Origin of the sequence: Streptomyces sp. NBC_01210 (assembly GCF_036010325.1) — a bacterium.
In the GTDB taxonomy this organism is placed as follows: domain Bacteria; phylum Actinomycetota; class Actinomycetes; order Streptomycetales; family Streptomycetaceae; genus Streptomyces.
Genome location: NZ_CP108549.1, coordinates 2,870,178 through 2,894,657, shown reverse-complemented (window position 1 = coordinate 2,894,657; position 24,480 = coordinate 2,870,178). Strand labels below are relative to the sequence as shown.

The following is a 24,480-nucleotide window of genomic DNA, read 5'->3' as shown; positions in this document are numbered from 1 at the left end:
ACTTGGGGAACTCTTGACACACAGTCGTACGTACTATTACCGGCCACGTCAGTTGGGCCGCCAAGGCAGTACGGGGGAAACAAATGCGTCACTTCGGGCATCTTTCGCCTGCTGTCAGGGACAGTCTCTTCCATCGGGAACCGTGTGAATTCACGGCAGCCTCCCCTGCCCGCTTGCTCGCCACCGCGCTCGGCGCCACGCTCTACAGCCCGGCCACCCGTCCGAAGCTCGCCGACGACGTGCTCAAGCAGATCGGCCGCGGAGTCGTCTCCATGGTCCTCTGCCTGGAGGATTCCATCGACGACGCGGAAGTCGCGGAGGCCGAGGAGAACCTGGTCCGGCAGTTCGCCGACCTCGACGCGCGTGACGCGGAGCTGCCACTGCTCTTCATTCGGGTCCGCGAACCCGGGCAGATTCCGGATCTGGTGTACCGGCTCGGCCCCTCGGTCCGGAGACTGACCGGATTTGTACTACCGAAGTTCACGGAAGAGCGGGGCGTTCCGTTCCTGGAGGCGCTCGCTTCCGCGGAATCAGCGAGCGGACAGCGGCTCTTTGCCATGCCCGTACTGGAATCTCCCAGCCTGCTCCACCTCGAAACCCGCACCGAGACGCTCGCCGGGATCGCCCGCACCGTGGACAAGTACCGCGAGCGGGTCCTGGCGCTGCGACTCGGCGTCACGGACTTCTGCTCGGCCTACGGGCTGCGCCGGTCGCCCGATATGACCGCGTACGACGTCCAGATCGTCGCCGCGGTCATCGCCGACGTCGTGAACGTCCTGGGACGCGCGGACGGCACCGGCTTCACGGTGACCGGGCCGGTGTGGGAGTACTTCCGGCTCCAGGAGCGCATGTTCAAGCCTCAGTTGCGCCGAAGCCCCTTCATGGAGGGACGGGCGGAGGAACTGCGCGCCACGCTCATCGAGCACGACCTGGACGGTCTGCTCCGTGAGATCGAGCTGGACCGGGCCAACGGCCTGCAGGGCAAGACCTGCATCCACCCCTCGCATGTGCTGCCCGTGCACGCACTGTCGGTGGTCAGTCACGAGGAGTTCAGCGACGCGCAGGACATCGTGCAGCCGGAGCGGGGCGGCGGAGGCGTGATGCGTTCCGCGTACACGAACAAGATGAACGAAGTGAAGCCCCACCGGGCCTGGGCCGAGCGCACGCTGCTGCGTGCCGAGGTCTTCGGCGTGGCCAAGGAAGAGGTCGGCTTCGTGGAGCTGCTCACGGCCGGGCTCTCCGGCTGACATGACGAGGGAAGAGACTGTAAGCGTGGTGTGGTCGGGAACGTGGGTCGCTGAGCGGCTGGGCGTCGGTCTCGTGGGAGACGAGACGCTGAGCGGCCTGTTGGGACTGGCCCTGCGCCGCAATCCCAAGCGGGCGCATCTGCTGGTGTCGAACGTGCTGGGCAAGCATGTGCCGCAGTCGCCGGCAGTGGTGTACGGCGCGGGATACGGGCTCGGACGTCGGGTGCGCGATCTGCTCGGCGACACCGAGGCGGCCCGCGCGATGGTCCTGGGATACGCGGAGACGGCGACGGGCCTGGGCCACTCGGTGGCGGACGGCCTGGGCCTGGCGCCGTATCTGCACTCCACGCGCCGCCCGGTCGAGGGAGTGTCGCGGGCGGGCGGCTTCGAGGAGTCCCACTCCCACGCGACCTCCCACCTCCTGCTGCCGGAGAACCCACGGCTGCTGGCGGGTGAGGGCCCGCTGGTCCTGGTGGACGACGAGTTCTCGACGGGCAACACCGTGCTGAACACGATCCGCGACCTGCACGAGCGGTATCCGCGGGACCGGTATGTGATCGTGGCGCTGGTCGACATGCGCTCGGAGCGGGACCGGAGCCGTTTGACGGATTTCGCGGAGGAGATCGGCGCGCGGGTCGATCTGGTGGCACTGGCTTCGGGGACGGTGAAGCTGCCGGAGGGCGTCCTGGAGAAGGGACGGGCGCTGGTGGCGCAGTACGAGGAGGGTGGCGACTCCGCGGCGGGCCGTGTGGTCCCGGGCGTCTCGGAGGTGGCTGGGACGAGCGTCCCCGAGGCGCGCGACGACGTGTCGCCGCGCGGCGCGGAGGCGGGTGCGGGTTCGCGCCCCGACGCGGTGGAGTCCTGCGCGGAGAGTGGCCGGCCTGTGCCTGGCGGTGACGGTTCCGGCGCGGGCGCGCCGGAGGAGGCCGGGCAGTCGGCGGCGCACGCCGTGGTGCGCGTGGAGCTGGACTGGCCGGCGGGCGTGCCCGACGGTGGGCGGCACGGCTTCACGCCGGACCACCGCGAGCAGCTGGAGGCCGCCCTGCCGGGCATGGCCGCGCGCCTGGCCGAGGCGCTCGGTGTCCGGGCCGCCCGACAGGGCGCGGCTCCGACCCGCCCCGCCGGCGGTCACGCCGTGGCCACGGCGGACGCTGCGGGTGCGGCGGGCGGCGGGAGTCTTGGCGCGGAGGCGGTACGCGCGGGCGATCGGGCTCGCACTGCGGGCGGCGCGACGGCGGACGCGGCGGACCCGGCCGGCGGTCACGCCGTGGCCACGGCGCACGCTGCGGGTGCGGCGGGCGGCGGGAGTCTTGGCGCGGACGCTGCCGGAGCGGCAAACGGCGCGAGCCCTGCCGCGGAGGCCGTACGCGCGGGCGATCGGGCTCGCCTCGCGGGCATCGCGAGCCACTCGGGCGACGCGGACGCGGCTCGCGCGGACGCTCGCCCGGTCGCCTCCGGCGTGCCCGCAAACGGCGCCCGCCTGGCCGCGGACGCGTCCCACTCCGCAAACGGCGCGCGCCCGGCCGCAGCGTCGGACGACGTCGCCGACGGGAAGGCCCGGCCACGCGTACTCGTCCTCGGGTTCGAGGAGTTGATGTACGCGCCCCTCCGGCTCGGCACCGCCATTGAGCAGGTGCTCGACGCCGACGTCCGGTACTCCACCACCACCCGCTCGCCCGTCCTCGCCGTCGACGATCCCGGCTATGCCATACGCAGTCGCCTTGTCTTTCCCGCCCACGACGACCCCGCCGACGGTCCCGGCGAGCGGTACGCCTACAACGTCGCAGGCGCCGGCTTCGACGCTGTTGTCGCAGTCGTCGACTCGGCCGCCGACACGCCCCAACTGCACGCCCCCGACGGCCTGTTGGCCCGGCTCTCCGAGCACGCTCCGCATGTCGTGCTGGCCGTCGTCCCCTCGTACGTCCCCGATGTATCCGACGTACCCGATGTATCCGAAAGGGCCTTCATGCTGCCCGAGCCCCTCCGCGGCCCCGCCTTCTCCTCGTACGCCCCCGAAGACGTCGGCTGGCTGCTCCAGGACCTCTCGGACGCCGAGCTGGAGGCCCCCACGGAGGAGCGCGAGGAGGCGATACAGAGCGGCGGTGCGCACTACGCCGAGTCGCTGCCCGTCGAGTACCAGCCCAGCGCCCAGTACCAGGAGCTCTTCAAGGCCGCGCTGGAGACCTCCGCGGCCCGTATCGCCCGCGCCGTCGGCACTGTCACCGAGACCGTCCTCGCCGAGCGTTCACCGCGCCCCGTGCTTGTCTCGCTGGCCCGCGCCGGCACCCCCGTAGGCGTACTGATGCGCCGCTGGGCCCAGCACCGGCACGGCCTGGACCTCCCGCACTACGCCGTCTCCATCGTGCGCGGCCGCGGTATCGACACCAACGCCCTGCGCTGGCTCAAGGAGCACCACGACCCGGCCGACGTCGTCTTCGTCGACGGCTGGACCGGCAAGGGTGCGATCACCCGCGAACTGGCCGATGCCCTCAAGGCCCATAAAGAAACTCAGGGGGGCGAGGGCTTCAATCCGGAGATCGCGGTCCTCGCCGACCCCGGCGGCTGCGTCCGCACCTACGGCACCCGCGAGGACTTCCTCATCCCCTCCGCCTGCCTCAACTCCACTGTCTCCGGCCTGATATCGCGTACGGTCCTGCGCGCCGACCTCATCGGCCCGCACGACTTCCACGGCGCCAAGTTCTACCGCGAGCTCGCCGACGGCGATGTCTCGGAACACTTCCTGGACACCGTTGCCGCCCGCTTCGACGAGGTCGTGGACGCCGTCGACGCCGAGGTCAAGGAACTGCTGTCGGCCGACCGCGCGCCCACCTGGGAGGGCTGGGCCGCCGTCGAACGGATCAGTGAGGAGTACGGCATCCACGATGTGAACCTGGTCAAGCCGGGTGTCGGCGAGACGACCCGCGTCCTGCTGCGCCGCGTCCCCTGGAAGATCCTCGCCAAGCGCGGCGCGGGCGCCGACCTCCTCCATGTGCGGCTGCTCGCCGAGCAGCGCGGCGTACCGGTCGAGGAGGTGGACGAACTCCCGTACACATGTGTGGGGTTGATCCATCCGCAGTACACCCGCGGAGCGACCGGCGCGGACGGCAAGGCGGTGTCGGCCCTGTGAGCACCCCGCAGACCACCGCAGCGAGCACCCTCGTCGCGAGCGATCTCGACCGCACCCTGATCTACTCCGCCGCCGCCCTCCAGCTCCCCATGCCCGACGCGGACGCACCCCGACTCCTCTGCGTCGAGGTGTACGAGAGCAAGCCGCTGTCGTATCTCACCGAAACCGCCGCCGGTCTGCTGACGCAGCTCGCCGCCGACAGCGTCTTCGTACCGACCACCACCCGCACCCGCGAGCAGTACCACCGCATCCATCTCCCCGGGCCCGCACCGGAGTTCGCGATCTGCGCCAACGGCGGGCACCTCCTCGTCGACGGCGTCTCCGACCGGGACTGGCAGCGGCAGGTGGCGGCCACGCTCGCCGACGAGTGCGCCTCGCTCGCCGAGGTCCGCGCCCATCTCATCGCCGCCGCCGACCCTGCCTGGCTGCTCAAGGAGCGGATCGCCGAAGACCTCTTCGCCTATCTCGTCGTCGAGCGCACGCTGCTGCCCGAGGGCTGGGTGAAGGAGCTTGCCGAGTGGGCCGAGGGCCGCGGCTGGACCGTCTCGCTCCAGGGACGCAAGATCTACGCCGTGCCGCAGCCGCTCAGCAAGAGCGCGGCGGTGCGCGAAGTGGCGCGCCGCACCGGGTCGGAGCGGATCCTCGCGGCCGGCGACTCCCTCCTCGACGCCGATCTGCTCCTCGCCGCGGACCACGCCTGGCGGCCCGGCCACGGCGAGCTGGCCGACAGCGGCTGGACCGCCCCGAACACCGACGTACTCGCGGAGAAGGGCGTGGCGGCGGGTGAGGAGATCCTGCGCCGCTTCCTGCGGAGGCTCGGCTAGCGGGCGATGCGGCGGTCCGAGCTCGCCGTGTCGGGCGGGTCCGAGCTCGGTGGGCCGTGTCGGGCGGGTCCGAGCTCGGTGGGCCGTGTCAGGCGCTCCGAGCCGGGCGGTCCGAGTTCGGGGGCCTGAGCCCGGTGGGGGTCAGCCGCAGCAGCCGCCTCCGCAGCAACCCCCGCCGCCACCCCCGCCGTTGGACGCGGCCGCCGGCGCGGACTTCGTACCACCCACGGCGACCGCCGAGAGCAGCTTGACCGTGTCCTCATGGCCGTCCGGGCAGTTCGCCGGATCGGAGGACTGGGCCATCGGGCGGTTCACTTCAAAGGTGTCGCCGCAGGTTCGGCAGCGGTATTCGTAACGAGGCATTGCCCCAGGCTAGCGGCAGCCGGGCGGGTTCCTCCTTGCCGGGACGGCTACGGATGCTGGCGCATGGCCATGTCGAGCAGCTCCAGCGTCGCCATGTAGGCGCCGTCGACGTCCCCGATCCGTATGAGATCGACGACCGCGGCGTGCACGGCGACCGGATCCTCGGCCGTCCCGGCCAGCTGGACCCGCCGGTCGCGCTCGATCAGCACCGGGATGATCACCCGGCGCAGCTGCGCGAAGAACCGATTGTGCGAGGCGGCCAGCAGGGCCGTGTGGAAGGAGGCGTCGGCCCGCACGGCGAGGACCGCATCCTCCCAGCCCGCTTTCATCGCGGCCAGCGCGGCGCCGAGCGCCGCGAGGTCCTCGTCGGTCCGGTGCACGGCGGCGAGCGAGGCCGCCGCCGGTTCGATGGAGCGGCGCAGCTCCAGCAGGTCGGCGAAGAAGTCGCTGGGCACACCGGCGGCGAGTTTCCAGCGCAGCACGTCGGTGTCGAGGAGGTTCCAGTCGTCCGGGGGGCGTACGCGCGTGCCGCGCTTCTGCCGGACGTCGAGCAGCCCCTTGCCGGTCAGCACCTCGATCGCCTCACGGAGCACGGTCTGGCTGACGTGCAGCTCGGCCATCAGCGCGGACTGATCGAGGGCGTCGCCCTCGGCGTAGGGCCCGCCGACGATCCGGCGGGCGAGCCCCTCCACCGCGGCCTTGTGCACCCCACGCCCTGCGTGGGCGACGTCGACTTTGCGGCTCATCCGCTTTCGTGCTGCTTGGCCTGGTCAAGCGCCGGATCCCGGGTGGCGGCCCGCTGGAGGCTGCGCTGTTCCTGCGCGGCCTGCTCGGGATGGCGGGTCCTCCAGTACGGGTTGTCGTGCGGAAGGGTCGCGCTGACCCGGCCGTACATCCCGAAGAACATCAGCATCACGCCCACCACAAAGCTGAACAGCACGTTCTGGATGTGGAAATTGAGGGGGTTGAAGCTCGAGTCGAGCAGGGCGAGGTTCGCGAAGCCGCTGAGGATGAAGGCGATACCGAGGACCATGTTCAGGGTCGAGGCGAAGTTACCGCCGATGATCATCCCGACGAAGAGCAGCAGTCCGACACAGATGGACAGCACGCTCAGCGCTCCGTTGGTGTTCAGGCCCGCGACCGTGTCCCCACCGGTGTCGAAGAAGCCGATCTTGTCGATCACCCCGAGGATCCCGAAGGCGAGCAGAAACAGGCCCATCAGACCGGCGCCCACGCGGTAGAACTGGCTGAGCCGGTGGTCGACGGGCAGATGCTCGTCCAGCCTGGTGCGGCGGGCTTTGTGATGCAGTACGTGTGTGGCCATGTCCGGCCTCCTTTGGAGGTACGCGTACACACCCCAGGATCCGCCCGCGCACGGGCCCGTACAAGCCAGGCGCAAGGGGATCCGGCTGGGTGGGCCTTGAGGCGGGCGTGACCAGGGCCTCGGACTTTCGGGGCCCACGCGGGGGTCATGGGCCTCTGGACCACGGACCACGGACCACGCCTCGATCCTTGGGCCACGCGCCTTCAGACCGCGTCCCGGGCCCTCAGGTCCCGCCCGCGCCCCGGTCCTCGCGGATCTGCTCGACCACGCGGGCGACCGTGCGCCGTACCGCCTCGGTCTCCGTCAGAAAGTGCCAGTAGTCGGGGTGGCGTCCCTCGAGCCCGGTGACGGCCCGCTCCAGCTGCCCCACCGAGTCGTCCAGCGGCCGCGCGTGACGGGGGTCCGGGATGCTCCGCCCGGCCATGGCGAGGCGCTGCGCGTCCCGGATCGCGAACCGCGTGCGCTCGATCTCCTGCTGCGGGTCCTTCGCCACGGCGTTGAGCCGCTGCAGCCGGTCGCCGGCTGCCGACACGGCCTCATCGGTGGCGTTCAGCAGCGCACGCACCGTGCTGAGCAGGGCCGTCGCATCCGCCCACCGTTGCTCGTCGCGCGCCTTGCCCGCTTCCTTGAGCTTCTCCTCGGCCTGGCGGACGCTGACCGCCGCCTGCTCGGGGACCGGCTGCAGATCCTGCCAGCAGGCGGCGGAGAAGCGGCGCCGCAGCTCGCTCAGGACCGGCTCGACGGATCCGGCGCGGTTGCTGAGAGCCTGTGCGCGGGTACGGAGCGACACCAGGCGCTTGTCGGTCTCGGCGGCACGCTCGGGCAGCCGGTCCGCCTCGGCCCGTACGGCTTCGGCGTCACGCAGCACCCGGTCGGCGCGCTGCAGGGTCTCGGCCACGCCGTGGCGGCCTGCGCCCTGGTTGAGCATGGTCAGCTCGGGGCCGAGTGCGGCGAGCCGGGCGGCGAGATCGTCCGCTCGCAGACCGGAGCTCCGCGCCGAATCGAGAGCATTGCTCGCGGAAAGGAGCGCCTGTCGCGCCCGCTCCACGGCGGGCGCCAGCCGGGCGAGCTGCGTCTCGGCCTTGTCGAGCAGCGGCCCGAGCCCCTGCGCAAACCGGTCGAGCTCGCCCTTGACCCGTACGAGATCGTCCTTGGCCCGGTTCAGCTCACCGCGCGCCTGTGAAGCCACCGAGGCTTCCAGGTCGTCACGGTCGAGATCATGAGCGTCGACGGCGGTGATGTACGCAAGGCTCGCTTCGTCGATCCGCCGCCCGAGCGCGGCGAAGTCGTCCACGGCCCGGCGGGCACCCGGCGAACTGTCCACCGCCGTGATCGTCTCTATCGAGATACGGAGATCGCGCTGAGCGGTGTCCAGTTCGACGAAGGCAGCGGCGGCGGCGTCCTTCGCGGCCTGTGCGTCGGCCCGCTGGCTCTCGCCGCGCCCGCCGAACCAGCGCCGCGTACCCCCGCCGGCGAACGCACCCGGCAGCGCCGCGACGACCAACGGCAACGGCAGCAGCATCAGCGCAAGGACGTCGCGGACGGCTCTCGCACTCGCTTTCGCTCTTGCGTGCGGCTGTGCGTGTGTCGCCGTCACATCCCTCTCCCGTGCCGAATCGCCCTGCCCGGTTCATTCTCCCACCAGGTAAGGACGAACACACGGGTTGGTTAGTTCGCGCTTCGCACAGTGACTTCACCGTTGTCGCTGCGTGCCTCGACCGCGTGCGCGCTGCCGTCGGCGGTCGGCACGTCGACGTTCACATCGCCGTTGGCGCTCGTGGCGGTGACGGCGTACGGGGCTCCGGCGCGCGGCAACTCGATGACGACCTCGCCGTTGTCGCTGACGCTCTCGATCCGGTCCGGCGCGGCGGTGAGCCCGAGCTGAATGGACCCGTTGTCCGACCGGGCGGTCACGGTCCTGGCGGTGACGGTCTCGGTGACGATCTCGCCGTTGTCGCTGTTCAGCTCGAGGGGGCCGCTGGAGTCCCGTACCGTCACCTTGCCATTGCCGGAGCGGAGCTTCAGCGCGGTGTGGAATCCTTCGGCGGTCACGCTGCCGTTGTCGTCCTCGACGGTGACGGCGACGCTGCGCGGGACCTTCACGGTGTGCCGCGACTCGCAGTTGCTGGAGACCGCATCGCACTTGACGCGGAGGGTCAGCGTCCCGTCCTTCATCTCCCAGGAGGCCTCCGGCCCGTCCCCCAGGAACACCCACCCGTCGACCTGCCGGGTCACCTGCACGTCCTTCACATCGGCCGGCACCAGCTTGATCTCGGAGTTGTCGGAGTCGATGGTCAGCGTCTTCCCGGTGAGGGGGAAGGAACGGCTCTCGACGGGCGCTGCTCCGGCATCGACGCTCCCGCACCCGCTGAGAGCGACCGCGGCGACGACGGCGCCGGAGGCGGCGAGGAGTGTGCGGGTGTGGGCGTGGGTGTGGGTGCGGAGTGCGGCCACGGTGATCGTTCCCCCAGGTAGTGCTGCCGATGTGCTTCCCAAACTATGACCCCCACAGGCGCCGGAACGATCCGGGCGACCACCGTTTCGGGGTGGGGGTAGCCCCCGTACTCGGCGACGGTCGGGCGCCGTGGTGGGAACGGGTTTGCAGGGCGCCCCCGTCTGCCATGTACGCTGTTCCTTCATCCACGGGTGCGTAGCTCAGGGGTAGAGCGCTGCTCTTACAAAGCAGATGTCGGCGGTTCGAAACCGTCCGCGCCCACCAGTGCAAAGGCCCCCAGCCGATCATGGCTGGGGCCTTTGACATCCACTTCTGACATCAACCGGGGCGGTCATTGACGACCGGCCGCCGCTTGAGCATCCGGTCCAGGTGGCTCACTGCCTCCCGCTGCGTGTCCTGGACGATGGCCCTTCGGTGTTCGAGAAGGACCCTGCGGGCCCGTAGTGGCACGTCTGTGACACGACCTTCACCCTGACCGTGGGTCAGGTGGTCACCCGAGTGCGCCGCCGCCTCAGGTGGGGGCGCAGGCTCACCAGGACCGCGGCGATCACCGCCCACAGCGCGAGGGTGGCCAATGGCTGCACCGCCTGCGCGCCGTGGAAGTAGCTCAGGTCGGTCACGGCGCGGACGGCCGCGCCCGGCGGCAGCAGGGCGGAGACGGCGCGAGCGGCGGAGGGCAGGAGGTCCGGGCCGATGGTGGCTCCGCTGGTGGAGTTGCCGACCGTGAGCAGCAAAAGGGTGGCGACCGGCACGCCGACCGGGCCGAGGTAGGTGCCCAGCAGCTTGGTGGTGAACGCGGCTGCCGCGGCAAGCAGGGTCAAGCAGAAGGCCAGCGGCATCACCGGCGCGGGCACCGCCCCGAGGATGGGTCCGGCGATGACGGTGGCGACGATGCCGATGGCCACAGAGGCGCCGGACAGCAGCCAGAACCGGTGGCGCAGGTGCAGATGGCTCGCGAGCCCGAGGGCGTTCTGGGCGAGGACGAAGCCGGCCAGCGTGACGCCGAACGCCATATAGAACCCGGCCAGTCCACGGGAGTCGAAACGGGCGAACGGGACGACGTCCACCGTGGTCAGGCGCTGGCTCGACCCGTGGGCATAGGCGCCGATCAGGCTCTTGACGGCCGTCGTCGTTGACTGCCCGTTGGCCCCGCCGACCTCCAGGCGCAACCGGTCGGAGGCCGCGCGGCCGCTGAGCGCGGCCACGACATCGCGACGCTCCAGCTCAGCACGCCCCGTGGCGGCGTCGGCGACAGGATGGACATCGACGCTGTCACCAAGGACCTGGCGTATCTCGCCCGAAAGCTCCTGCCCGGCGACAGCCACCGGCACCCGGTGCGGCTGGGGGTTGCGCTGCAGACCGACGTAGCAGCCGACGAAGGCCGCCACGACGACCAGGGCGATCACGGCCGGCTGGAGCCAGAGCCGGACCGGTGGCGCGGTCGAGGAGGAGCCGGTGGTCAGGTCGGCTTCGGCGGCCGGGCCGAGGCGAGTGGCCATGAAATGTCTCCCGTGAAGGGGGCGCGCCCTGGATGAGGGGAGGGGAGCGCCCAAAATAGATGATGCGGGTGATCTAAACAGCACTGTACGATAGATGTCGTCCGACATCCAAAAGGAGGTGCCCTATGGGTCGCGTCTCACATGCACAGGCACAGGCGAACCGCCAGCGGGTCGTGGAGCGGGCCTCGCAGCTGTTCCGCGAGCAGGGCACGGGCGTGAGCGTCGCGGATCTGATGAAGGCGGCCGGCCTGACGCACGGCGGCTTCTACAAGCAGTTCGCCTCCAAGGAGGCTCTGATCGACGAGGCGGTCATCCACGCGGTCGGCGAACTGGCCGAGCACCACGCCACCACGCTCGAGGAGCACGAGGGGCACCGCGCAGAGGCCCAGCAGGCCCTGATCGACGGATACTTGTCCGTCCGGCACCGGGACAACCCCGCCTCGGGCTGCCCCGTCGCCGCGCTCGCCACCGACATGGCCCGGCGCAGTGGCGACCACGGGGCGCACCGCACCTACACCAAAGGGGTACAGGACTTCACCCAGTGGCTCGCCACCGACGACGAGGACGGCATCGCCCGGCTGTGCACCATGCTCGGCGCCCTTCTCCTGGCCCGCGCCACCAAGGACTCCCCGCTGTCCGAGCAGGTCCTCTCCGCCGCCCGCACCGCACTGTCACCCGCCCCGCAACCACGTGCCGACTAGCCGTCCAGGCGGATCAGCGCAGGAAGGCGAGGACCTCGTTGCCGAAGTCCTCGATGTGCTGGAAGAGGAAGCCGTGACCGGCGTCGCTGTACAGCACCACCTTGGCGTTCGGCATCCGCTGGGACATTGCGTAGCTCTGGTACGCGTGGATCATCACATCGTGGGCGCCGTTGGCGACGAGGACAGGAAGGGTGAGCTTCTCCAGGCCGGCCCAGGCCGAGTCCTCGCCGGCGCCCCAGGCAGCGTTGGCGGCGGCCTGTGCCGCGACGTTCTCTCCCCGCACCGCAGCGTGGGAGGAGGCCAGCCGGTAGTCAAGGCGCCGCAGCGAGGCGAGGCCCGCCTCGCGGGCGGCGGGCGTGTCGGGACACAGCGGCGGGTTAGGTGCCCGGACGGGGAGCTCGCAGGTGTTGACGCTGTGCCAGCTCTTCGTCGTCGACCAGGGTGAGCATGGGCTGACCCGGCGCACACATCATGGTGACGAGGAAGCGGCTCCGGGAGTCCGTCCGGTTGTTCCCGTCCTGGTAGTGGATGACATCGCCGCCCGGCTCCCAGAATGTCTCCCCGGCCTTGATCACATGCTCGGGCTCGCCTTCCAGCTCGAAGAGCATCTCCCCCTCCAGCATGTAGCCGAAGGCGGGTCCCGAGTGCCGGTGCGGAGGGGTACCGGGGTCGCCGGGAGGGAACTCGATGAGGACCGTCATCGCCTCTGCCCCATCCGGAATGGACGGCGGTTTCACCGACTGCAGCACAGTTAGCGCCGTCTTCCATGCTTCTGAGCGCGGTTGGCTCTCAGCGCTGCCTGCTGCCGGCTCATTGTTCGACATTGTGAGGCCTCCGGTGATGGGCTGGGTGGTTCAGGAGAGCCAGTCGCTGTAGTGGGTGGGGGCGATGCGGGCGTCGCCCTTGGCGGTGAGGGCATCGCCGTGGACGGCGGCGAACATGCCGGCGGTGTCGTCGGTGACGACCGTGCGGCCGTCGGGGTGGGCGTTCAGGGTGATCCGGCCGAGTTCGTCGAGGGGGAAGACGTCGGGCCCAGCGATGTTGAGGGTGCCGTTCAAGGGGGGACCGGCGGCGACTTCGGCGACGGTGTCGGAGATGTCCTGGGCGGCGATCGGCTGGAGCGGGGTGGTGGGCAGGCGGACGGTGTCGCCCTCGGTGGTCCAGGACATGACGGCGTCGATGAACTCCATGAACTGGGTGGCGAGGACGATCGAGTAGGGGACCGGCCCGGCCTTGAGGATGTCTTCCTGCAGGACCTTGGCCCGGTAGTAGACGAGATCGGGCACCTGGTCCGCGCCGACGATCGAGAGAATGACGACGTGCCCCACCCCGCCTTTTTGGCCGGCGGCCAGGAGGTTGTCCATCGAGGTCTGGAAGAACGCGGGGGACGCGTCGTCGAAGGTCGGGGAATTCGTCAGGTTGACGACCACGTCGGCGTCGGCCAACGCCTCCGCCAGGCCCTGGCCCGTGATCACGTCGACACCTGTGGACAGCGAGTGCGGCACGGCCTCGTGCCCGGCCGCGTTCAGCTTCTTCACGACCTGCGACCCGATCAGGCCGGTACCGCCGATGACTGCGATATTCATGGGGCACCTTTCGTCGCGCACCGATAGGTCATACGTCCAGGTTGCGACTGTGCAGTGCCCGGTGCACGCGGACCGTGGGCTCTTGGGCATCCTGGAGGCGCTGCGTGCTGACGGCAACGCTGACAATGGGTGCATACAGTCGACTGCGAAGTAGGTAAATCGAGCGGCCCATGCGGGGGCTCCAGAGGTACAGCAACGAAGTACAGCAACCCCGCCGACCGCAGACATCCTGTACCGGCTCCAGAGCCATGTGCCAAGGCCTGTACGGCCCCCGATGACTGATCCGCACAGAGCTACGGATCAGATGCTCGTCGTGCCACAGCCGTGCCAGATCGCCCGGTCAACCGCGGTCAGCAGGGGATCGCGCAGTGCAAGCGTCTGCTTGCGGCAGGGCGGCAGCCATGGGCGGGATGAGCACGGAAACTGAGACGGCAGGCTTCGCCCCGCCTGGGGGGGCGGGTCGAATAAGCCGAATTGCTGATTATCTGGTGAGTTCCGGCCGAACGTGACGAACTGTTGGCTGCCTATGGGTCAGGCTCAGCCCTGGGTCGAACTCCCTAGAGAGATCGAAAAGAGGAGTGAGTTCATGAGTCCTGAGTGCAGGACAGGATCCCGGCTGGGACCCCTGCCCCGTCGTGGCATGTGGATGACTGGCGGCACAATGGCCTCCCTCACGATGGTCCTGGCGACGGGCGTCTGCGGCCCTACCGTGGCCGCGGCGCAGAGCATGAGCACGGCAATGGCGTCCGTGACTAACGAATACAACGGCGGTCTCAAGTGCAAGGACGAGTGGGGCCACAAGAAGAAGCCCCATTCGGCGAAAGACCGGCAACTTGGCAAGGGCAAGGACGACTGCGAAACAGGGCCGACGGGCCCGACAGGTCCGACCGGCCCCCAGGGCAGCACGGGCCCAACAGGGGCGAAGGGCGACCCGGGTGAGACCGGGCCGACGGGCCCTACAGGTGCGACGGGTGCGACGGGTGCGGCGGGTATGCCGGGAGTAACGGGTGAGGCCGGGCCAACGGGCCCTACAGGTGCGACGGGTGCGACGGGTGCGACGGGTGCGACGGGTGCGGCGGGTGCGGCGGGTACGGCGGGTATGCCGGGAGTAACGGGTGAGGCCGGGCCGACGGGCCCTACAGGTGCGACGGGTGCGACGGGTGCGGCGGGTATGCCGGGAGTAACGGGTGAGGCCGGGCCGACGGGCCCTACAGGTGCGACGGGTGCGACGGGTGCGACGGGTGCGGCGGGTGCGGCGGGTACGGCGGGTATGCCGGGAGTAACGGGTGAGGCCGGGCCGACGGGCCCTACAGGTGCGACGGGTGCGACGGGTGCGACGGGTGCGACGGGTGCGACGGGTGCGGCGGGTACGGCGGGTATGCCGGGAGTAACGGGTGAGGCCGGGCCAACGGGCCCTACAGGTGCGACGGGTGCGACGGGTGCGACGGGTGCGGCGGGTGCGGCGGGTACGGCGGGTATGCCGGGAGTAACGGGTGAGGCCGGGCCGACGGGCCCTACAGGTGCGACGGGTGCGACGGGTACGGCGGGTATGCCGGGAGTAACCGGTGAGGCCGGGCCGACGGGCCCTACAGGTGCGACGGGTGCGGCAGGTGCTACGGGTACGGCGGGTATGCCGGGAGTAACCGGTGAGGCCGGGCCAACGGGCCCTACAGGTGCGACGGGTACGGCGGGTACGCCGGGTACGCCGGGAGCAACCGGGCCGACAGGGACGATCGCGATCACAGAAGTAATCGGATCCAACGTTGCCATTCCTGCGCTCAGCAGTAACATCACCGCCAACGCCAGCTGCCCGCCCGGCCAGAGGGCTGTCTCGGGCGGTTGGCTCACAACCTTTAATGGCCCCGTCCCGGGTGTCTCCCGACGGGTTGGCCCCGCCACCTGGATGGTCGTCTTCGACAACCCCAGCGGCAACGCCTCGTCCGGAAATGCCATCGTGTATTGCTCGCCGTGATGACGTAGCAATACACAGCGTGGGGGGCCGCCGGCGTCGCGGGCGGCCCTCACGCCCACGCCCATGCCGGCTAAGGGCAAGCCGAGCAGTTGTTGTACAGCAGAGAAGTACAGCAACCACCGCAGCCGCAGCTGATCGACAACGTCTCCAGAGGACCCTCCTCTCCGAGCGTCGCCGTCATTGGGTTGGGACTCATCGCCCTCGGACACATCAGGACACCCACATCCTGATCAGCCAGTCCACGTGCCCCTGGCGTGCCCGACGGGGCGGGGACTCACGGGGAACTGCGGATGCCCGCGGAGGCCACAGCCGGAAGACGCCGAAGTCTGTGTTCCGCAGGTGAGGCCCCAACTCGCCCCGCCTCGCTCCAAAGGTGGTGATCACGTGTCGGGCGGGCCGGATGCGGGGTGGGGGGCCTCCAGGCGGCTGACGAGTGCACGCAAGGTGCGAAGTTCGGCGTCCAGTGCCTGCGCGCCTCCGGGGGTGAGGGCAATCCATGTGCGGGGGCGACGGCCGGCGTAGCCCTTCTCCAGAATGATCAGGCCTGAGTCCTCCAGCACCTTCAGGTGCCTGGAGAGGTTTCCGTCGGTGACGGCCAGTTGCTTCTTCAGGAAGCCGAACTCAACCCGCTCGGCTTCGCGGGCGATGGTGAGGATGCCGAGCCGCACACGCTGGTGGACGGTGTCGTCCAGTGCCTGGGTCGGATGCAGTCCTTCGTGGTCGCCCCGCGCGGCCGGCGAGTCCTCGACGCTCATGCAGCGACCGTACGCGCACCGTCGGCGCCCGGCGTGGCCCACCGTCGGACCGCCGCCCACTCCGCCAGACCGGGGAGGAGCAGGATGGCGGCGAGCAGGAGCGCTTTGGCCTGCGGTCCGTCGGCCCAACCGGGGTGGGCGGGGTGCTCCCAGGGAAGCCACCCACTGCCCCAGGAGGCTCCCAGGTAGCCGGTGAGCAGCAGGGCGTGGGCGCTGCCGGCCACCGCGGCGGTCCAACTGCGTTCGGCCAGGCCGAGGGCGACGAGTCCGATGCCGACCAGGTACCACGGGGAGGCGTACCTGTTCTCCAGCAGCTCGGCCTCCCATGGCTGGTTCCTGCAGAACAGGAGCACCAGTAGCGACGCCGTGACCGCCGCAGTGGCTGCGGTGGTGGCGCGGATCCACACACTACGACGAGGAACGATGCCCCGTGTCTCACCGCGCACGCGGTACCAGCGGGCGAAGGCGAACCATGCCAGGGGGAGGAGCGCGAACCAGACGCCCCAAGCCGCGAAGCGCAGGACGGCGCCGTCGAACTCGCCCTTCAGACACGGGGTTCCTGGTTCATGAACGACGCACAGGCCGGTCAGCTCGGCGTAGGCGAAGGCCGGATAGGACCCGATGTGGCGTTCGTGCGCTCCAAAGTTGAACGCGTGCCGGGCGAGCGGAGCGGCCGCCAGCGCGAGGAGGCCGAAGCCGAGGAGGGGGACCCATGAGCCGTTCAGCTGCAGGCGGGTCTTGGCCCGCAGACCTTCCGTCGCGGCCAGCAGACCAGCCGCGTGCGCCCTCGGTTCGGATTCGTCCGCGCTGCTCAATTCGGGTGTTTCCATGATGCCCCCGGTGGTCGCGCTTCTGCAGCGCTGGGAAGCAGACCGCCGGATGGCCGCCCGCCGAGCATAAACTTTGCAATGCAAAGTACATGGCAGTCAAGAGCAGGCCCCGCGCCGGGGAACTCGACCCAGAGGCCCGCGACATGGGCGAGCTGATGGAGCGGATTCGGCAGGACATCCTCGCAGCGGCCGCCAGCGCCTGAGGGGGCATGCGAATGCCCCCTCGAATTCGCCGGAGCGGAGAGGGGGCCTGGGTTCGCGTTCGCGGTATCAGGACAGGGCGGAAGTGAGCGTGATCGTCGTGCCCGTGAGGGCCTGACTCACCGGGCAGTTGACCTTCGCGTCCTCGCCCGCCGCCTTGAAGGCGGCCTCGTCGATACCCGGCACCTGGCCCTGCGCAGTGAGGTGGATTCCGGTGATGCCGGTGCCCGGCTCGAAGGTGACCGCCGCCTTCGTCGTGAGCAGCGTCGGTGGAGTTCCGGCCTTGGTGAGAGTGTTCGACAGAGCCATCGAGAAGCAGCTGGAGTGGGCTGCGGCGATCAGCTCCTCGGGGCTGGTCTTCCCTTCAGGCTCCTCCGCGCGGGAGGCCCAGGTCACGGGGAAGTGGCCGACTCCCGAGGAGTCGAGCGTAACTTCCCCGAAGCCCTTGAGCAGTTCGCCTTCCCACTCGGTGTGAGCGTTGCGTGTGGTGGCCACGATGGATCCCTCCTGTGTACGGATGACGTCTCCCAGATCGTCCGCCCTGCGACAGCCGCCCGGGCTTCCGACGCGCCGTACCGCACGACTCGCCGGTTCGTGTGCCCGCGGTCCGTGTGTCCGCGGTCCGTCCGTCTGCCCGCGGTCCGTCCGTACGCGGTCCGTCCGTACGCGGTCCGTCCGTACGCGGTCCGTCCGTACGCGGTCCGTCCGTACGCGAGAGGCGTCGCCGGACCGGGGCGATCCATTCGCGATCCTGGTCCCGGGACGGAGGATCAGCCGCGATCACCGCCGATTCCCTGATCGACAACGTCGCACAGAACGTCGGGCGGCAATACCTTGGTGGTATTGCCACGCTTGCCCCGGCCCCGTGCCGCTGGGCGGCATCCGGCGGCGACTGCGGCAACCCGTGCCCACCCGTGTCGAGCGGGTGGCCGGTGAGCAACGCCGACGAGAGGACAGGACATGAGCGCCTCGACACCCGACGAACACGGGCCCCCGACCGATGGGCCTTCCCCCGAGGGAACCCAGTCCGCAGCGGAGGCGGCGGACACCCAGGCCACCCTGATCGGTCTTGCGAACAGCGTGGCCCTGCTACCGCAGGCGCCGCCGGTGGAGGGCGAGGAGGAGCGTCCCGAGGGCGCTATCGCCCTGCCGGTGATCGAGCAGGACGGCACTCGATACATCCCCGTCTTCACGACCGAGGACGCGCTGGTGGCGGCCGGGGGAGACCCCGGCACCGCGCTCCGCATCCCCATCGTCGAGCTGGCCGCGAATTGGCCGGCGGACGACCTGTGGCTGGCGGTCAACCCGTCCACTGACCAGGGCCTCGCCCTTCCCCCCGACCTGGTGCGGGCGCTGCCCGGCGTCAGCCGGCGCAACGGTCAGGTCGGCCGGCCGGACCAGACCGGTGCGGAGGGAGATGGCGCCGGAGAACCCGGCCGGACCCCGCCCGTATGACAGGGTTCTCGGCCCGCCGTCCGGCGTGCACGCGGCGCGGGGTGCGCGGAATGCGAACCCGAACGCCGATGTTGTCGCAGTGGTGAGCGATTCGTCCGATGATGCCGTTTTCCCCCCGACCGGGCGTGAGCCAGTCCGCGAGCGGCTGGCGGCCGAACGTACCGGCACGAGCGCCCGGATCGCGGCTTTGAGCCGTGACTTCGACGGGATCGTCGAGGCGAATGCCCTGGTGGCGATCGACGACGAGCACGACCCGGAGGGGTCGAGCACCGCCTTCGAGCGGGCCCATATCGCCGCGCTGCTGGCACAGGCGCGCGACCACCTGGCCGATCTGGATCGGGCGCTGGAACGGCTGGAGCGAGGCGACTACGGGCGGTGCGAGGGGTGCGGCGAGCCGATCCCGGTGGAACGTCTGGAGGTGCGCCCCGCGGCGAGCACCTGCGTGCGCTGTGCCGCGGCCCGCCCCCGCTGACCGGGGCGGACTCAGCACGCACCCCCATACGCAGGGATTCCCCCGTCACCCCGCCGTGATCAGCTCCCGCGCGCACCCCCGTAGCCACGCGTGCGCCAGGTCCGCGTCGTGCCGGGGGTGCCACGCCAGCCCGAAAGGGAGCGGCGGCAGTGGCAGCGGGATCTCGAAGGTCTTCAGGCCCAGGGTGTCCGTCAGGGGGCGGGCCCGGGTGGCGACCAGGCCCACCAGGTCGCTCGTCAGCAGGATGAACAGCGACGAAGGATACGTACCGACGCTGCCCACCACCCGGCGCGTCAGGCCGAGTTCGGCGAGGGCAGTGTCGATCGGGCCCTGCAGGCGGCCGCGGCGGGACACGATCAGGTGGTCCGCCGACGCGAAACGCTCCGGCGTGAGTCTGCCGCGCAGCAGCGGGTGACCGGGGCGTACGACGCCCAGCATCCGGTCGTCGAAGAGGTGCTCCGTATGGACCTCCGGGGAGCGGGTGTCGATCACGCCCACTTCCAGGTCGGCGACGCCCTCACGCAGAGCCGGTACGTCCACATGGCTTTCCATCAGGAAACGGAGCCGTACACCCGGTGCCTCTTCGCCGATCCTGGCGAACAGCGCGGAGCCGAATGCCGCCGCGAGTGTGTCGTGCGCGAGCACGGTGAATGTACGGGACAGGGCGTGCAGGTCCACCTGGCCACCGGCGATGAAGATGCCGCGTGCCTGCTCGACGACCGCCCGGACCTCGCCGCGGATGGCGAGGGCGTGCGGCGTCGGCACCATGTTCCGGCCCGCGCGCACCAGTACCGGATCGCCGAGCGCCTTGCGGATCCGGCCCAGGGTGCGGCTCATCGCGGGCTCCGACAGATGCAGGCGGGCTGCGGCGCCGGAGACGCTGGATTCCTCCAGGAGGACGTCCAGAGCGACCAGAAGATTGAGGTCCAGGCTGGATTGCGTCACGCGCATTTATTCCTTGCGTTAGTTGCACTGGAAAGCAAGTGGACCCAACCCTACGGTGGACAGCAGACCCCAACCCGACCAGCTCCGAGGAGGAGCCTTGTCCAGCCCTGCCCAGAAGCCACCAGGTCTGACCCGCTCCGCGCTGCTCGCGCTCTGCGGCTGTGTGCTCGTCGCACAGAGCATGGTCGCCGCGATCAATCTGCTGATTCCGCAGCTCGCCGCTTCGGCACTCGACTTGACGGACACTCAGATCCTTTGGGCCGTCGACGCGTACGTCATCGTCTTCGCCGCGCTCCTCATCACCGCGGGAGCCCTCGGTGACCGCCTCGGCCGCAAGGGCGCCCTCCTCTGCGGCCTCGGCCTCTTCGCCGCCGGCGCCGCCACCAGCGCGCTCGCCACCGTGCCCGCCGTCCTCATCGCCGGGCGCGGGCTGTGCGGCGCGGGGGCAGCGCTGATCACGCCCGCCACCATGTCGATCCTCGTGAGCCTCGCCGGACCGCAGCGCACTGCCCAGGCCCTCGCCACCTGGACGCTCGCCGTCGGACTCGGTGGCCTCGCCGGGAATCTCGGCGGCGGGCTGGTCGGCCAGTACCTGTCCTGGCGCGCCCTGTTCTGGGCGATGGTGCCGCTCGCCGCGCTGCTCGCCCTCGCCGTCGCCCGGACCACGCCCCGTACACCCGCGCACTCCGCCGCCGCGCTCGACCCGCTCGGCTCATTGCTGCTGACCGTCGCGCTGGTCGCGGTGGTCTACGGAATCATCGAGGGCCCTTCGTACGGCTGGAGTTCGGCGCACGTCCTGACTGCCTTCGCGGTCGGCGCGGTGCTGCTCACGCTCTTCACCGTGCACGCCCTGCGCGCCGAGCGTCCGCTGTTCGACCCCAGAGTCTTCGCCTCGCGGCGGCTGCGGGCCGGGGCGTTGGGCACGGCCGCGAGTTTCTTCGGGCTCTTCTCGCTCTTCTACGTCAACGCGCAGTATCTGCAGTACGCCAAGGGCTTCTCGGTCGCGCTCACCGGCGTGGCGATCGTGCCGCTGACCGTCGGCATGGCGCTCGTACCGAAGCTCGGGGCGCGCTGGCAGGCCCGGTTCGGGCCGCGGCCGCTGGTCGGCGGCGGTCTCGGGCTGATCGGGGCCGGTCTGTTGCTCGTCTCCATGGCGGACACGGGTACTCCGTATCCGCTGTACGCGCTCTACCTGCTGGTCCTCTCCGCCGGAATGGGCCTGTGCGCACCCGCGCTGACGGTCACCGTCGTCGCGGAGCTGCCCGCGCACCAGGCCGGACTCGGATCCGGCACCGGCGTCTACTCCGTCACCAAGGGCGCGGCGCATCTGGTCGTCGCACTGCTCGTGCAGGACGGTGTACTCGAGCTCGACCGTGAAGTCGCCCACTACTGGCCGGAGTTCGCGGCCGAGGGCAAGGACCGGCTCACCCTGCGGGAGCTGATCGGACACCGCGCCGGGGTGATCGGCGTCGACGGCGGGTTCACCATCGAGGAGCTCGCCGATGACCGGGTGCTTGCCGCCCGCCTCGCGGGGCAGCGGCCGTACTGGGAGCCGGGGACGGCGTACGGGTACCACGCCCTCGTCATCGGCGCTCTCACCGGCGAAGTGGTACGCCGCGTCACCGGGCGGTCGATCCAGGAGCTGTACGAGGAGCGGGTGCGGGCTCCGTACGGGCTCGACCTCCATCTCGGGCTGCCCGAGGCGCTGGAAGCGCGCTATGCGGACGTACTGCCGATGCAGCCCACGCCGGAGCAGCTCGCCGAGCTCCAGGCCGGTGCACCGGATCCGGAGAGCCTGATGGGGATCGCCTTCGGCCTCAACGCCACCCCACCCACCGATCTGGTGGAGCTGGCCAATACCCGTGCCGTGCGGGCACTCGGCCAGGCCTCGGCGGGCGGGGTGGGGAACGCGCGCGGAGTCGCGGGGCTGTTTGCCGCCGCCATCAGCGAGGTGGACGGCAGGGTGGCCCTGCTGAAGTCGGACACGGTCGCGGAGTTTGCCCGGCTCTACGCGGTGGGCACCGATCTGGTCACCGGCGACCAGGACACCTTCGGCCTGGGTTTCCAGGCGTTGGGGCAGCGCTACTCGTTCCTGGGTGCGGAGGCCTTCGGCCACAGCGGGGCGGCCGGAGCGCTGGGGTTCGCCGACCCGGGCAGCGGGATCGCATACGGCTATGTCCGGCGCCGGTACGCCTTCCCGGGCGGAGCCGCCGCAGAGAACGACCGGCTGGCCGCGTCGGTGGTGCGCGCGGCGGTCGCGGCCTGATCGGGACCTGATTGGGACCTGATCGGGGCCTGATCGGGGCCTGATCGGGGCCTGACCGAGCCTTCATCGGGCTGCCTTGAATCGGGCCTTGATCGAGCCTTGGGGCGAGGGTCGCACCCGCGGTGGCGGGTGCGGTCCCGACCACCGGGGGGCGCGCGACTCAGCATGCGCTCCGGTGACAATCCCGCCTGGGCACAATACCGTTGACAGACGATCAGGCAGTTGGCGACGGGGGCGCGGTGACAGTTTTAGCGGTGCGGGGGATCGGGGGCACCGGGGCATGATTCTGGGTGAAGAGCTCCGTGTCCCGCGCGAGGCGGGAGCACAGGAGCAGGAGGCCTTCGCCGAGCGTCGGACGGTCGCCGACGCCGGTGGCAATCCGCACACTGAGGAGCACGCGACCGTGCTGCCGGCCGAAGCGCTGGCTGCCGTCGCGAAAATCTCCGCTCCCGCCGGGATGAACAATCTGCCCGGAGCGGCAACAGACGTCTTCGTCGGCAGGAAACACTCGCTCGCGGCAATCGAGAACGTGCTCACGGCAGGCGGCGGGGTGATCACGCAAGCCACTGCGGTCCACGGCCTCGGCGGTGTCGGCAAGACGTCCCTCGCGCTGCACTATGCGCGGACGCGGGCGCGGCAAGGCGACTATCCACTCGTCTGGTGGATCACTGCCGAGACCGAGGAGCAGATCGACTCGGCCTTCGCCGACCTGGCGGTGCTGCTGCATCCGGGCTGGGCCATCACCGCCACGCCGAAGGAGCAGAGTTACTGGGCCCTTGCCTGGCTGCACGAGCACCCCGGGTGGCTGCTGATCTACGACAACGCCGAGGACCCGATCCACGTCAATCCGTATGTGGGCAAGCTGTTCGGGCGCGGCCACCAGTTGGTCACCAGTCGCCGGGCGACCGGATGGCACAAGGGCACCGAGCTGGTCCCGCTCGACGTACTGACCCCCAGGACAGCTGCCAACCTGCTGTGCAAGGTCGCGCTGCCCGGGCGTGCGGCGGATCCCACCGAGCTGCGACACGCCACCGAGCTGGCCGCCGATCTGGGCCGGCTGCCGCTTGCGCTGTCGCAGGCCGGAGCCTATCTGCGGGAGACGGGCACCTCGTTCGCCGCATACCGCACGTTGCTGAGTACGACCCCGGACGCCGCGCTCGACACGGCGGCCGACGGCACGGACACCACGCGCACCATCGCTCGCATCTGGCAGACGACTCTCGGAGCGATCCGCCGTCGTGATCCTTTCGCCGTCGACTTGCTGCATGTCCTTGCGTGGTACGCGCCCGAGGCGCTGCCCCGCGCAGTCCTGGTGCCTCTCGCGGACCATGGGCACGATGTCCATGCCGCCTTGAAGCTGCTTGCGGACTACAACATGATCTCGCTCGGGCCGCAGACCGTCACCGTTCACCGACTGGTCCAGACAGTGCTGCGCGGAGCCGGTCCGGAATCGGACGGGCGCGGACACGCGGACGCCGAGCGCGCCATGGCGCAGGCGCTGCCGGCCGAGGCTCCCTCGGACGTGGAAGCGCAGCCGGACGTGGAAGCGCAGCGTCTGCTCCAGTCGCTGCTGCCCCATATCCAGTCGCTCGCCGCCGGTCCGTCCGGGAATCCTGACGCGGACGTGATCGCCATGTACCGGCGCGCCGCCGACGAGCTCGTCGCCCGAGACCAGCGGATGCTCGCCATCCCACTGCTCGACGCGGTCGTGGACGGCCAGACCGAGCTGCTGGGCATAGACCATCCCGACACGCTGGACAGCCGCGACTTCCTCGCCGAGCTCCACAGCAAGGCCGGTGAACCCGCGAAGGCGGTGTCGCTGTGCAACGACGTCTTCCTGGACCGGATGCGGGTATTCGGGGGCGATGCTCCGTCGACCCTCGCCAGCCGCGACCGGCTCGCCTATGCCCATCGCAAGGCGGGCCGGCACAGTCGTTCGGTGCGCGAATTCGAGGCGGTCGTCGCGGACCGTGCCCGGGTGCTCGGCCCTGATCACCAGGACACCCTCAGCAGCCGTAACGGGCTCGCGTACGCACTTCAGCTGGCCGGGGAACACCGGCGCGCGGTGAGGGAGTACGAGGCGGTGGTGGCGGACTGCACGCGCGTGCTGGACGCGGACCATCCGGACACCCTCAGCAGCCGCAACGGGCTCGCGTACGCGCACCGGGTCGCGGGCGACCACCGGCTGGCGATCGAGCTGTACGGGCAGGCAGTCGCGGACCGTGCGCGCGTGCTGGGCCCCGATCACCCCGACACTCTCACGAGCCGCGGCTAGCTGGCCGCCGCACACCGCATCGCCGAGGACCACCGGCGCGCGGTTGCCCTCCTGGAGGAGGTTCTCGCCGACCGTGTACGGGTCCAGGGCGAGGAGCACCCCGATGTGCTGCGCTGCCGCAGGGACCTCGCCCTCGCGCGGGGCACCGCAGGTGAACGTGCCGTATCAGTAAGGGAGTTCGAG

General features: G+C 70.4%; 21 protein-coding genes, 1 tRNA gene and 1 pseudogene. 10 read left to right on the top strand and 13 right to left on the bottom strand.

The window, feature by feature from the left end; genetic code table 11:
- The first annotated feature begins 83 nt into the window (after nt 1–83).
- From OG735_RS13105 to OG735_RS13095, 3 genes are read left to right on the top strand one after another with little or no spacing between them, the layout of a single operon-like run.
- Nucleotides 84–1,247, top strand: a complete 1,164-nt coding sequence (locus OG735_RS13105) for an HpcH/HpaI aldolase/citrate lyase family protein (protein WP_327323348.1) — start codon at nt 84–86, stop codon at nt 1,245–1,247.
- A 25-nt stretch (nt 1,248–1,272) separates the two neighbouring features.
- Nucleotides 1,273–4,374: a phosphoribosyltransferase gene (locus OG735_RS13100; RefSeq protein ID WP_442812419.1), complete on the top strand. Its 3,102-nt coding sequence runs from the start codon at nt 1,273–1,275 to the stop codon at nt 4,372–4,374.
- Complete coding sequence (locus OG735_RS13095; protein WP_327323346.1) at nt 4,371–5,198, top strand: HAD family hydrolase; 828 nt, start codon at nt 4,371–4,373, stop codon at nt 5,196–5,198. Before OG735_RS13100 ends, OG735_RS13095 begins: the two co-directional genes overlap by 4 nt.
- A gap of 141 nt (nt 5,199–5,339) precedes the next feature.
- Here the strand turns inward: OG735_RS13095 and OG735_RS13090 are convergent, their stop codons facing one another.
- The 5 genes from OG735_RS13090 to OG735_RS13070 form a co-directional block, all read right to left on the bottom strand.
- The gene (locus OG735_RS13090; RefSeq protein WP_327323345.1) at nt 5,340–5,561 is read right to left on the bottom strand and encodes an FmdB family zinc ribbon protein; all 222 of its coding nucleotides are present in this window, start codon (nt 5,559–5,561) and stop codon (nt 5,340–5,342) included.
- 47 nt (nt 5,562–5,608) lie between these two features.
- Nucleotides 5,609–6,307 carry a FadR/GntR family transcriptional regulator gene (locus OG735_RS13085; RefSeq protein ID WP_327323344.1) on the bottom strand — a complete coding sequence of 233 codons (699 nt, stop codon included), beginning with the start codon at nt 6,305–6,307 and terminating at the stop codon, nt 5,609–5,611.
- On the bottom strand, nt 6,304–6,885 hold the full coding sequence (locus tag OG735_RS13080) for a DUF4383 domain-containing protein (RefSeq protein WP_327323343.1): 582 nt from the start codon (nt 6,883–6,885) through the stop codon (nt 6,304–6,306). Before OG735_RS13080 ends, OG735_RS13085 begins: the two co-directional genes overlap by 4 nt.
- 223 nt (nt 6,886–7,108) lie before the next feature.
- Entirely contained in the window at nt 7,109–8,482 is a 1,374-nt protein-coding gene (locus OG735_RS13075) for a hypothetical protein (RefSeq protein WP_327323342.1), read from the bottom strand.
- 71 nt (nt 8,483–8,553) lie between these two features.
- Nucleotides 8,554–9,345 carry a DUF4097 family beta strand repeat-containing protein gene (locus OG735_RS13070; protein WP_442812600.1) on the bottom strand — a complete coding sequence of 264 codons (792 nt, stop codon included), beginning with the start codon at nt 9,343–9,345 and terminating at the stop codon, nt 8,554–8,556.
- A 184-nt stretch (nt 9,346–9,529) separates the two neighbouring features.
- Here OG735_RS13070 and OG735_RS13065 point away from each other — a divergent pair.
- Nucleotides 9,530–9,604: transfer RNA gene (locus OG735_RS13065), tRNA-Val, on the top strand.
- Nucleotides 9,605–9,822: 218 nt separating this feature from the next.
- Here OG735_RS13065 and OG735_RS13060 read toward each other — a convergent pair.
- Complete coding sequence (locus tag OG735_RS13060) at nt 9,823–10,839, bottom strand: hypothetical protein (protein WP_327323340.1); 1,017 nt, start codon at nt 10,837–10,839, stop codon at nt 9,823–9,825.
- A gap of 125 nt (nt 10,840–10,964) precedes the next feature.
- On the opposite strand from OG735_RS13060, the gene OG735_RS13055 reads away from it, so the two are divergent.
- Nucleotides 10,965–11,540, top strand: coding sequence for a TetR/AcrR family transcriptional regulator (locus OG735_RS13055; protein ID WP_327323339.1), 576 nt, complete (start codon nt 10,965–10,967; stop codon nt 11,538–11,540).
- Nucleotides 11,541–11,553: 13 nt separating this feature from the next.
- Here the strand turns inward: OG735_RS13055 and OG735_RS13050 are convergent, their stop codons facing one another.
- The 6 genes from OG735_RS13050 to OG735_RS13025 form a co-directional block, all read right to left on the bottom strand.
- Complete coding sequence (locus tag OG735_RS13050) at nt 11,554–11,823, bottom strand: alpha/beta fold hydrolase (RefSeq protein ID WP_327323338.1); 270 nt, start codon at nt 11,821–11,823, stop codon at nt 11,554–11,556.
- A 94-nt stretch (nt 11,824–11,917) separates the two neighbouring features.
- Nucleotides 11,918–12,364, bottom strand: a complete 447-nt coding sequence (locus tag OG735_RS13045; RefSeq protein ID WP_327323337.1) for a cupin domain-containing protein — start codon at nt 12,362–12,364, stop codon at nt 11,918–11,920.
- A gap of 30 nt (nt 12,365–12,394) precedes the next feature.
- On the bottom strand, nt 12,395–13,126 hold the full coding sequence (locus OG735_RS13040) for an SDR family oxidoreductase (RefSeq protein WP_327323336.1): 732 nt from the start codon (nt 13,124–13,126) through the stop codon (nt 12,395–12,397).
- Nucleotides 13,127–15,478: 2,352 nt separating this feature from the next.
- Nucleotides 15,479–15,853 (bottom strand): transcriptional regulator, encoded by a 375-nt coding sequence (locus tag OG735_RS13035; RefSeq protein ID WP_327323335.1) that lies wholly within the window; start codon nt 15,851–15,853, stop codon nt 15,479–15,481.
- Nucleotides 15,850–16,683 (bottom strand): hypothetical protein, encoded by an 834-nt coding sequence (locus tag OG735_RS13030; RefSeq protein ID WP_327323334.1) that lies wholly within the window; start codon nt 16,681–16,683, stop codon nt 15,850–15,852. Before OG735_RS13030 ends, OG735_RS13035 begins: the two co-directional genes overlap by 4 nt.
- A 270-nt stretch (nt 16,684–16,953) precedes the next feature.
- Nucleotides 16,954–17,379 carry an OsmC family peroxiredoxin gene (locus OG735_RS13025; RefSeq protein ID WP_327323333.1) on the bottom strand — a complete coding sequence of 142 codons (426 nt, stop codon included), beginning with the start codon at nt 17,377–17,379 and terminating at the stop codon, nt 16,954–16,956.
- 465 nt (nt 17,380–17,844) lie between these two features.
- Between OG735_RS13025 and OG735_RS13020 the strand changes: the two genes are divergently transcribed.
- Both OG735_RS13020 and OG735_RS13015 read left to right on the top strand, forming a co-directional pair.
- Nucleotides 17,845–18,339, top strand: coding sequence for an SseB family protein (locus tag OG735_RS13020; RefSeq protein ID WP_327323332.1), 495 nt, complete (start codon nt 17,845–17,847; stop codon nt 18,337–18,339).
- An 82-nt stretch (nt 18,340–18,421) separates the two neighbouring features.
- Nucleotides 18,422–18,811 (top strand): TraR/DksA family transcriptional regulator, encoded by a 390-nt coding sequence (locus tag OG735_RS13015; RefSeq protein ID WP_327328297.1) that lies wholly within the window; start codon nt 18,422–18,424, stop codon nt 18,809–18,811.
- A gap of 45 nt (nt 18,812–18,856) precedes the next feature.
- Here the strand turns inward: OG735_RS13015 and OG735_RS13010 are convergent, their stop codons facing one another.
- On the bottom strand, nt 18,857–19,762 hold the full coding sequence (locus OG735_RS13010) for a LysR family transcriptional regulator (RefSeq protein WP_327323331.1): 906 nt from the start codon (nt 19,760–19,762) through the stop codon (nt 18,857–18,859).
- Between the two features lie 91 nt (nt 19,763–19,853).
- Here OG735_RS13010 and OG735_RS13005 point away from each other — a divergent pair, with 91 nt between their 5' ends.
- From OG735_RS13005 to OG735_RS41915, 3 genes and pseudogenes are all read left to right on the top strand, one after another.
- Nucleotides 19,854–22,022: an MFS transporter gene (locus OG735_RS13005; RefSeq protein ID WP_327323330.1), complete on the top strand. Its 2,169-nt coding sequence runs from the start codon at nt 19,854–19,856 to the stop codon at nt 22,020–22,022.
- 280 nt (nt 22,023–22,302) lie between these two features.
- The gene (gene fxsT, locus OG735_RS13000; protein ID WP_327323329.1) at nt 22,303–24,297 is read left to right on the top strand and encodes an FxSxx-COOH system tetratricopeptide repeat protein; all 1,995 of its coding nucleotides are present in this window, start codon (nt 22,303–22,305) and stop codon (nt 24,295–24,297) included.
- Nucleotides 24,298–24,390, top strand: a pseudogene (locus OG735_RS41915) (hypothetical protein); the annotation flags it as partial. It abuts the gene before it with no gap.
- Nucleotides 24,391–24,480: the final 90 nt, after the last annotated feature.

Bases quoted from the DNA above. Each gene is read 5' to 3' on its own strand.
- OG735_RS13105 (WP_327323348.1), top strand. From the start codon at position 84: ATGCGTCACTTCGGGCATCTTTCGCCTGCTGTCAGGGACAGTCTCTTC.
- OG735_RS13090 (WP_327323345.1), bottom strand. From the start codon at position 5,561: ATGCCTCGTTACGAATACCGCTGCCGAACCTGCGGCGACACCTTTGAA.
- OG735_RS13085 (WP_327323344.1), bottom strand. From the start codon at position 6,307: ATGAGCCGCAAAGTCGACGTCGCCCACGCAGGGCGTGGGGTGCACAAG.
- OG735_RS13080 (WP_327323343.1), bottom strand. From the start codon at position 6,885: ATGGCCACACACGTACTGCATCACAAAGCCCGCCGCACCAGGCTGGAC.
- OG735_RS13060 (WP_327323340.1), bottom strand. From the start codon at position 10,839: ATGGCCACTCGCCTCGGCCCGGCCGCCGAAGCCGACCTGACCACCGGC.
- OG735_RS13055 (WP_327323339.1), top strand. From the start codon at position 10,965: ATGGGTCGCGTCTCACATGCACAGGCACAGGCGAACCGCCAGCGGGTC.
- OG735_RS13045 (WP_327323337.1), bottom strand. From the start codon at position 12,364: ATGTCGAACAATGAGCCGGCAGCAGGCAGCGCTGAGAGCCAACCGCGC.
- OG735_RS13040 (WP_327323336.1), bottom strand. From the start codon at position 13,126: ATGAATATCGCAGTCATCGGCGGTACCGGCCTGATCGGGTCGCAGGTC.
- OG735_RS13035 (WP_327323335.1), bottom strand. From the start codon at position 15,853: ATGAGCGTCGAGGACTCGCCGGCCGCGCGGGGCGACCACGAAGGACTG.
- OG735_RS13030 (WP_327323334.1), bottom strand. From the start codon at position 16,683: ATGGAAACACCCGAATTGAGCAGCGCGGACGAATCCGAACCGAGGGCG.
- OG735_RS13020 (WP_327323332.1), top strand. From the start codon at position 17,845: ATGAGCGCCTCGACACCCGACGAACACGGGCCCCCGACCGATGGGCCT.
- OG735_RS13010 (WP_327323331.1), bottom strand. From the start codon at position 19,762: ATGCGCGTGACGCAATCCAGCCTGGACCTCAATCTTCTGGTCGCTCTG.
- fxsT (WP_327323329.1), top strand. From the start codon at position 22,303: ATGATTCTGGGTGAAGAGCTCCGTGTCCCGCGCGAGGCGGGAGCACAG.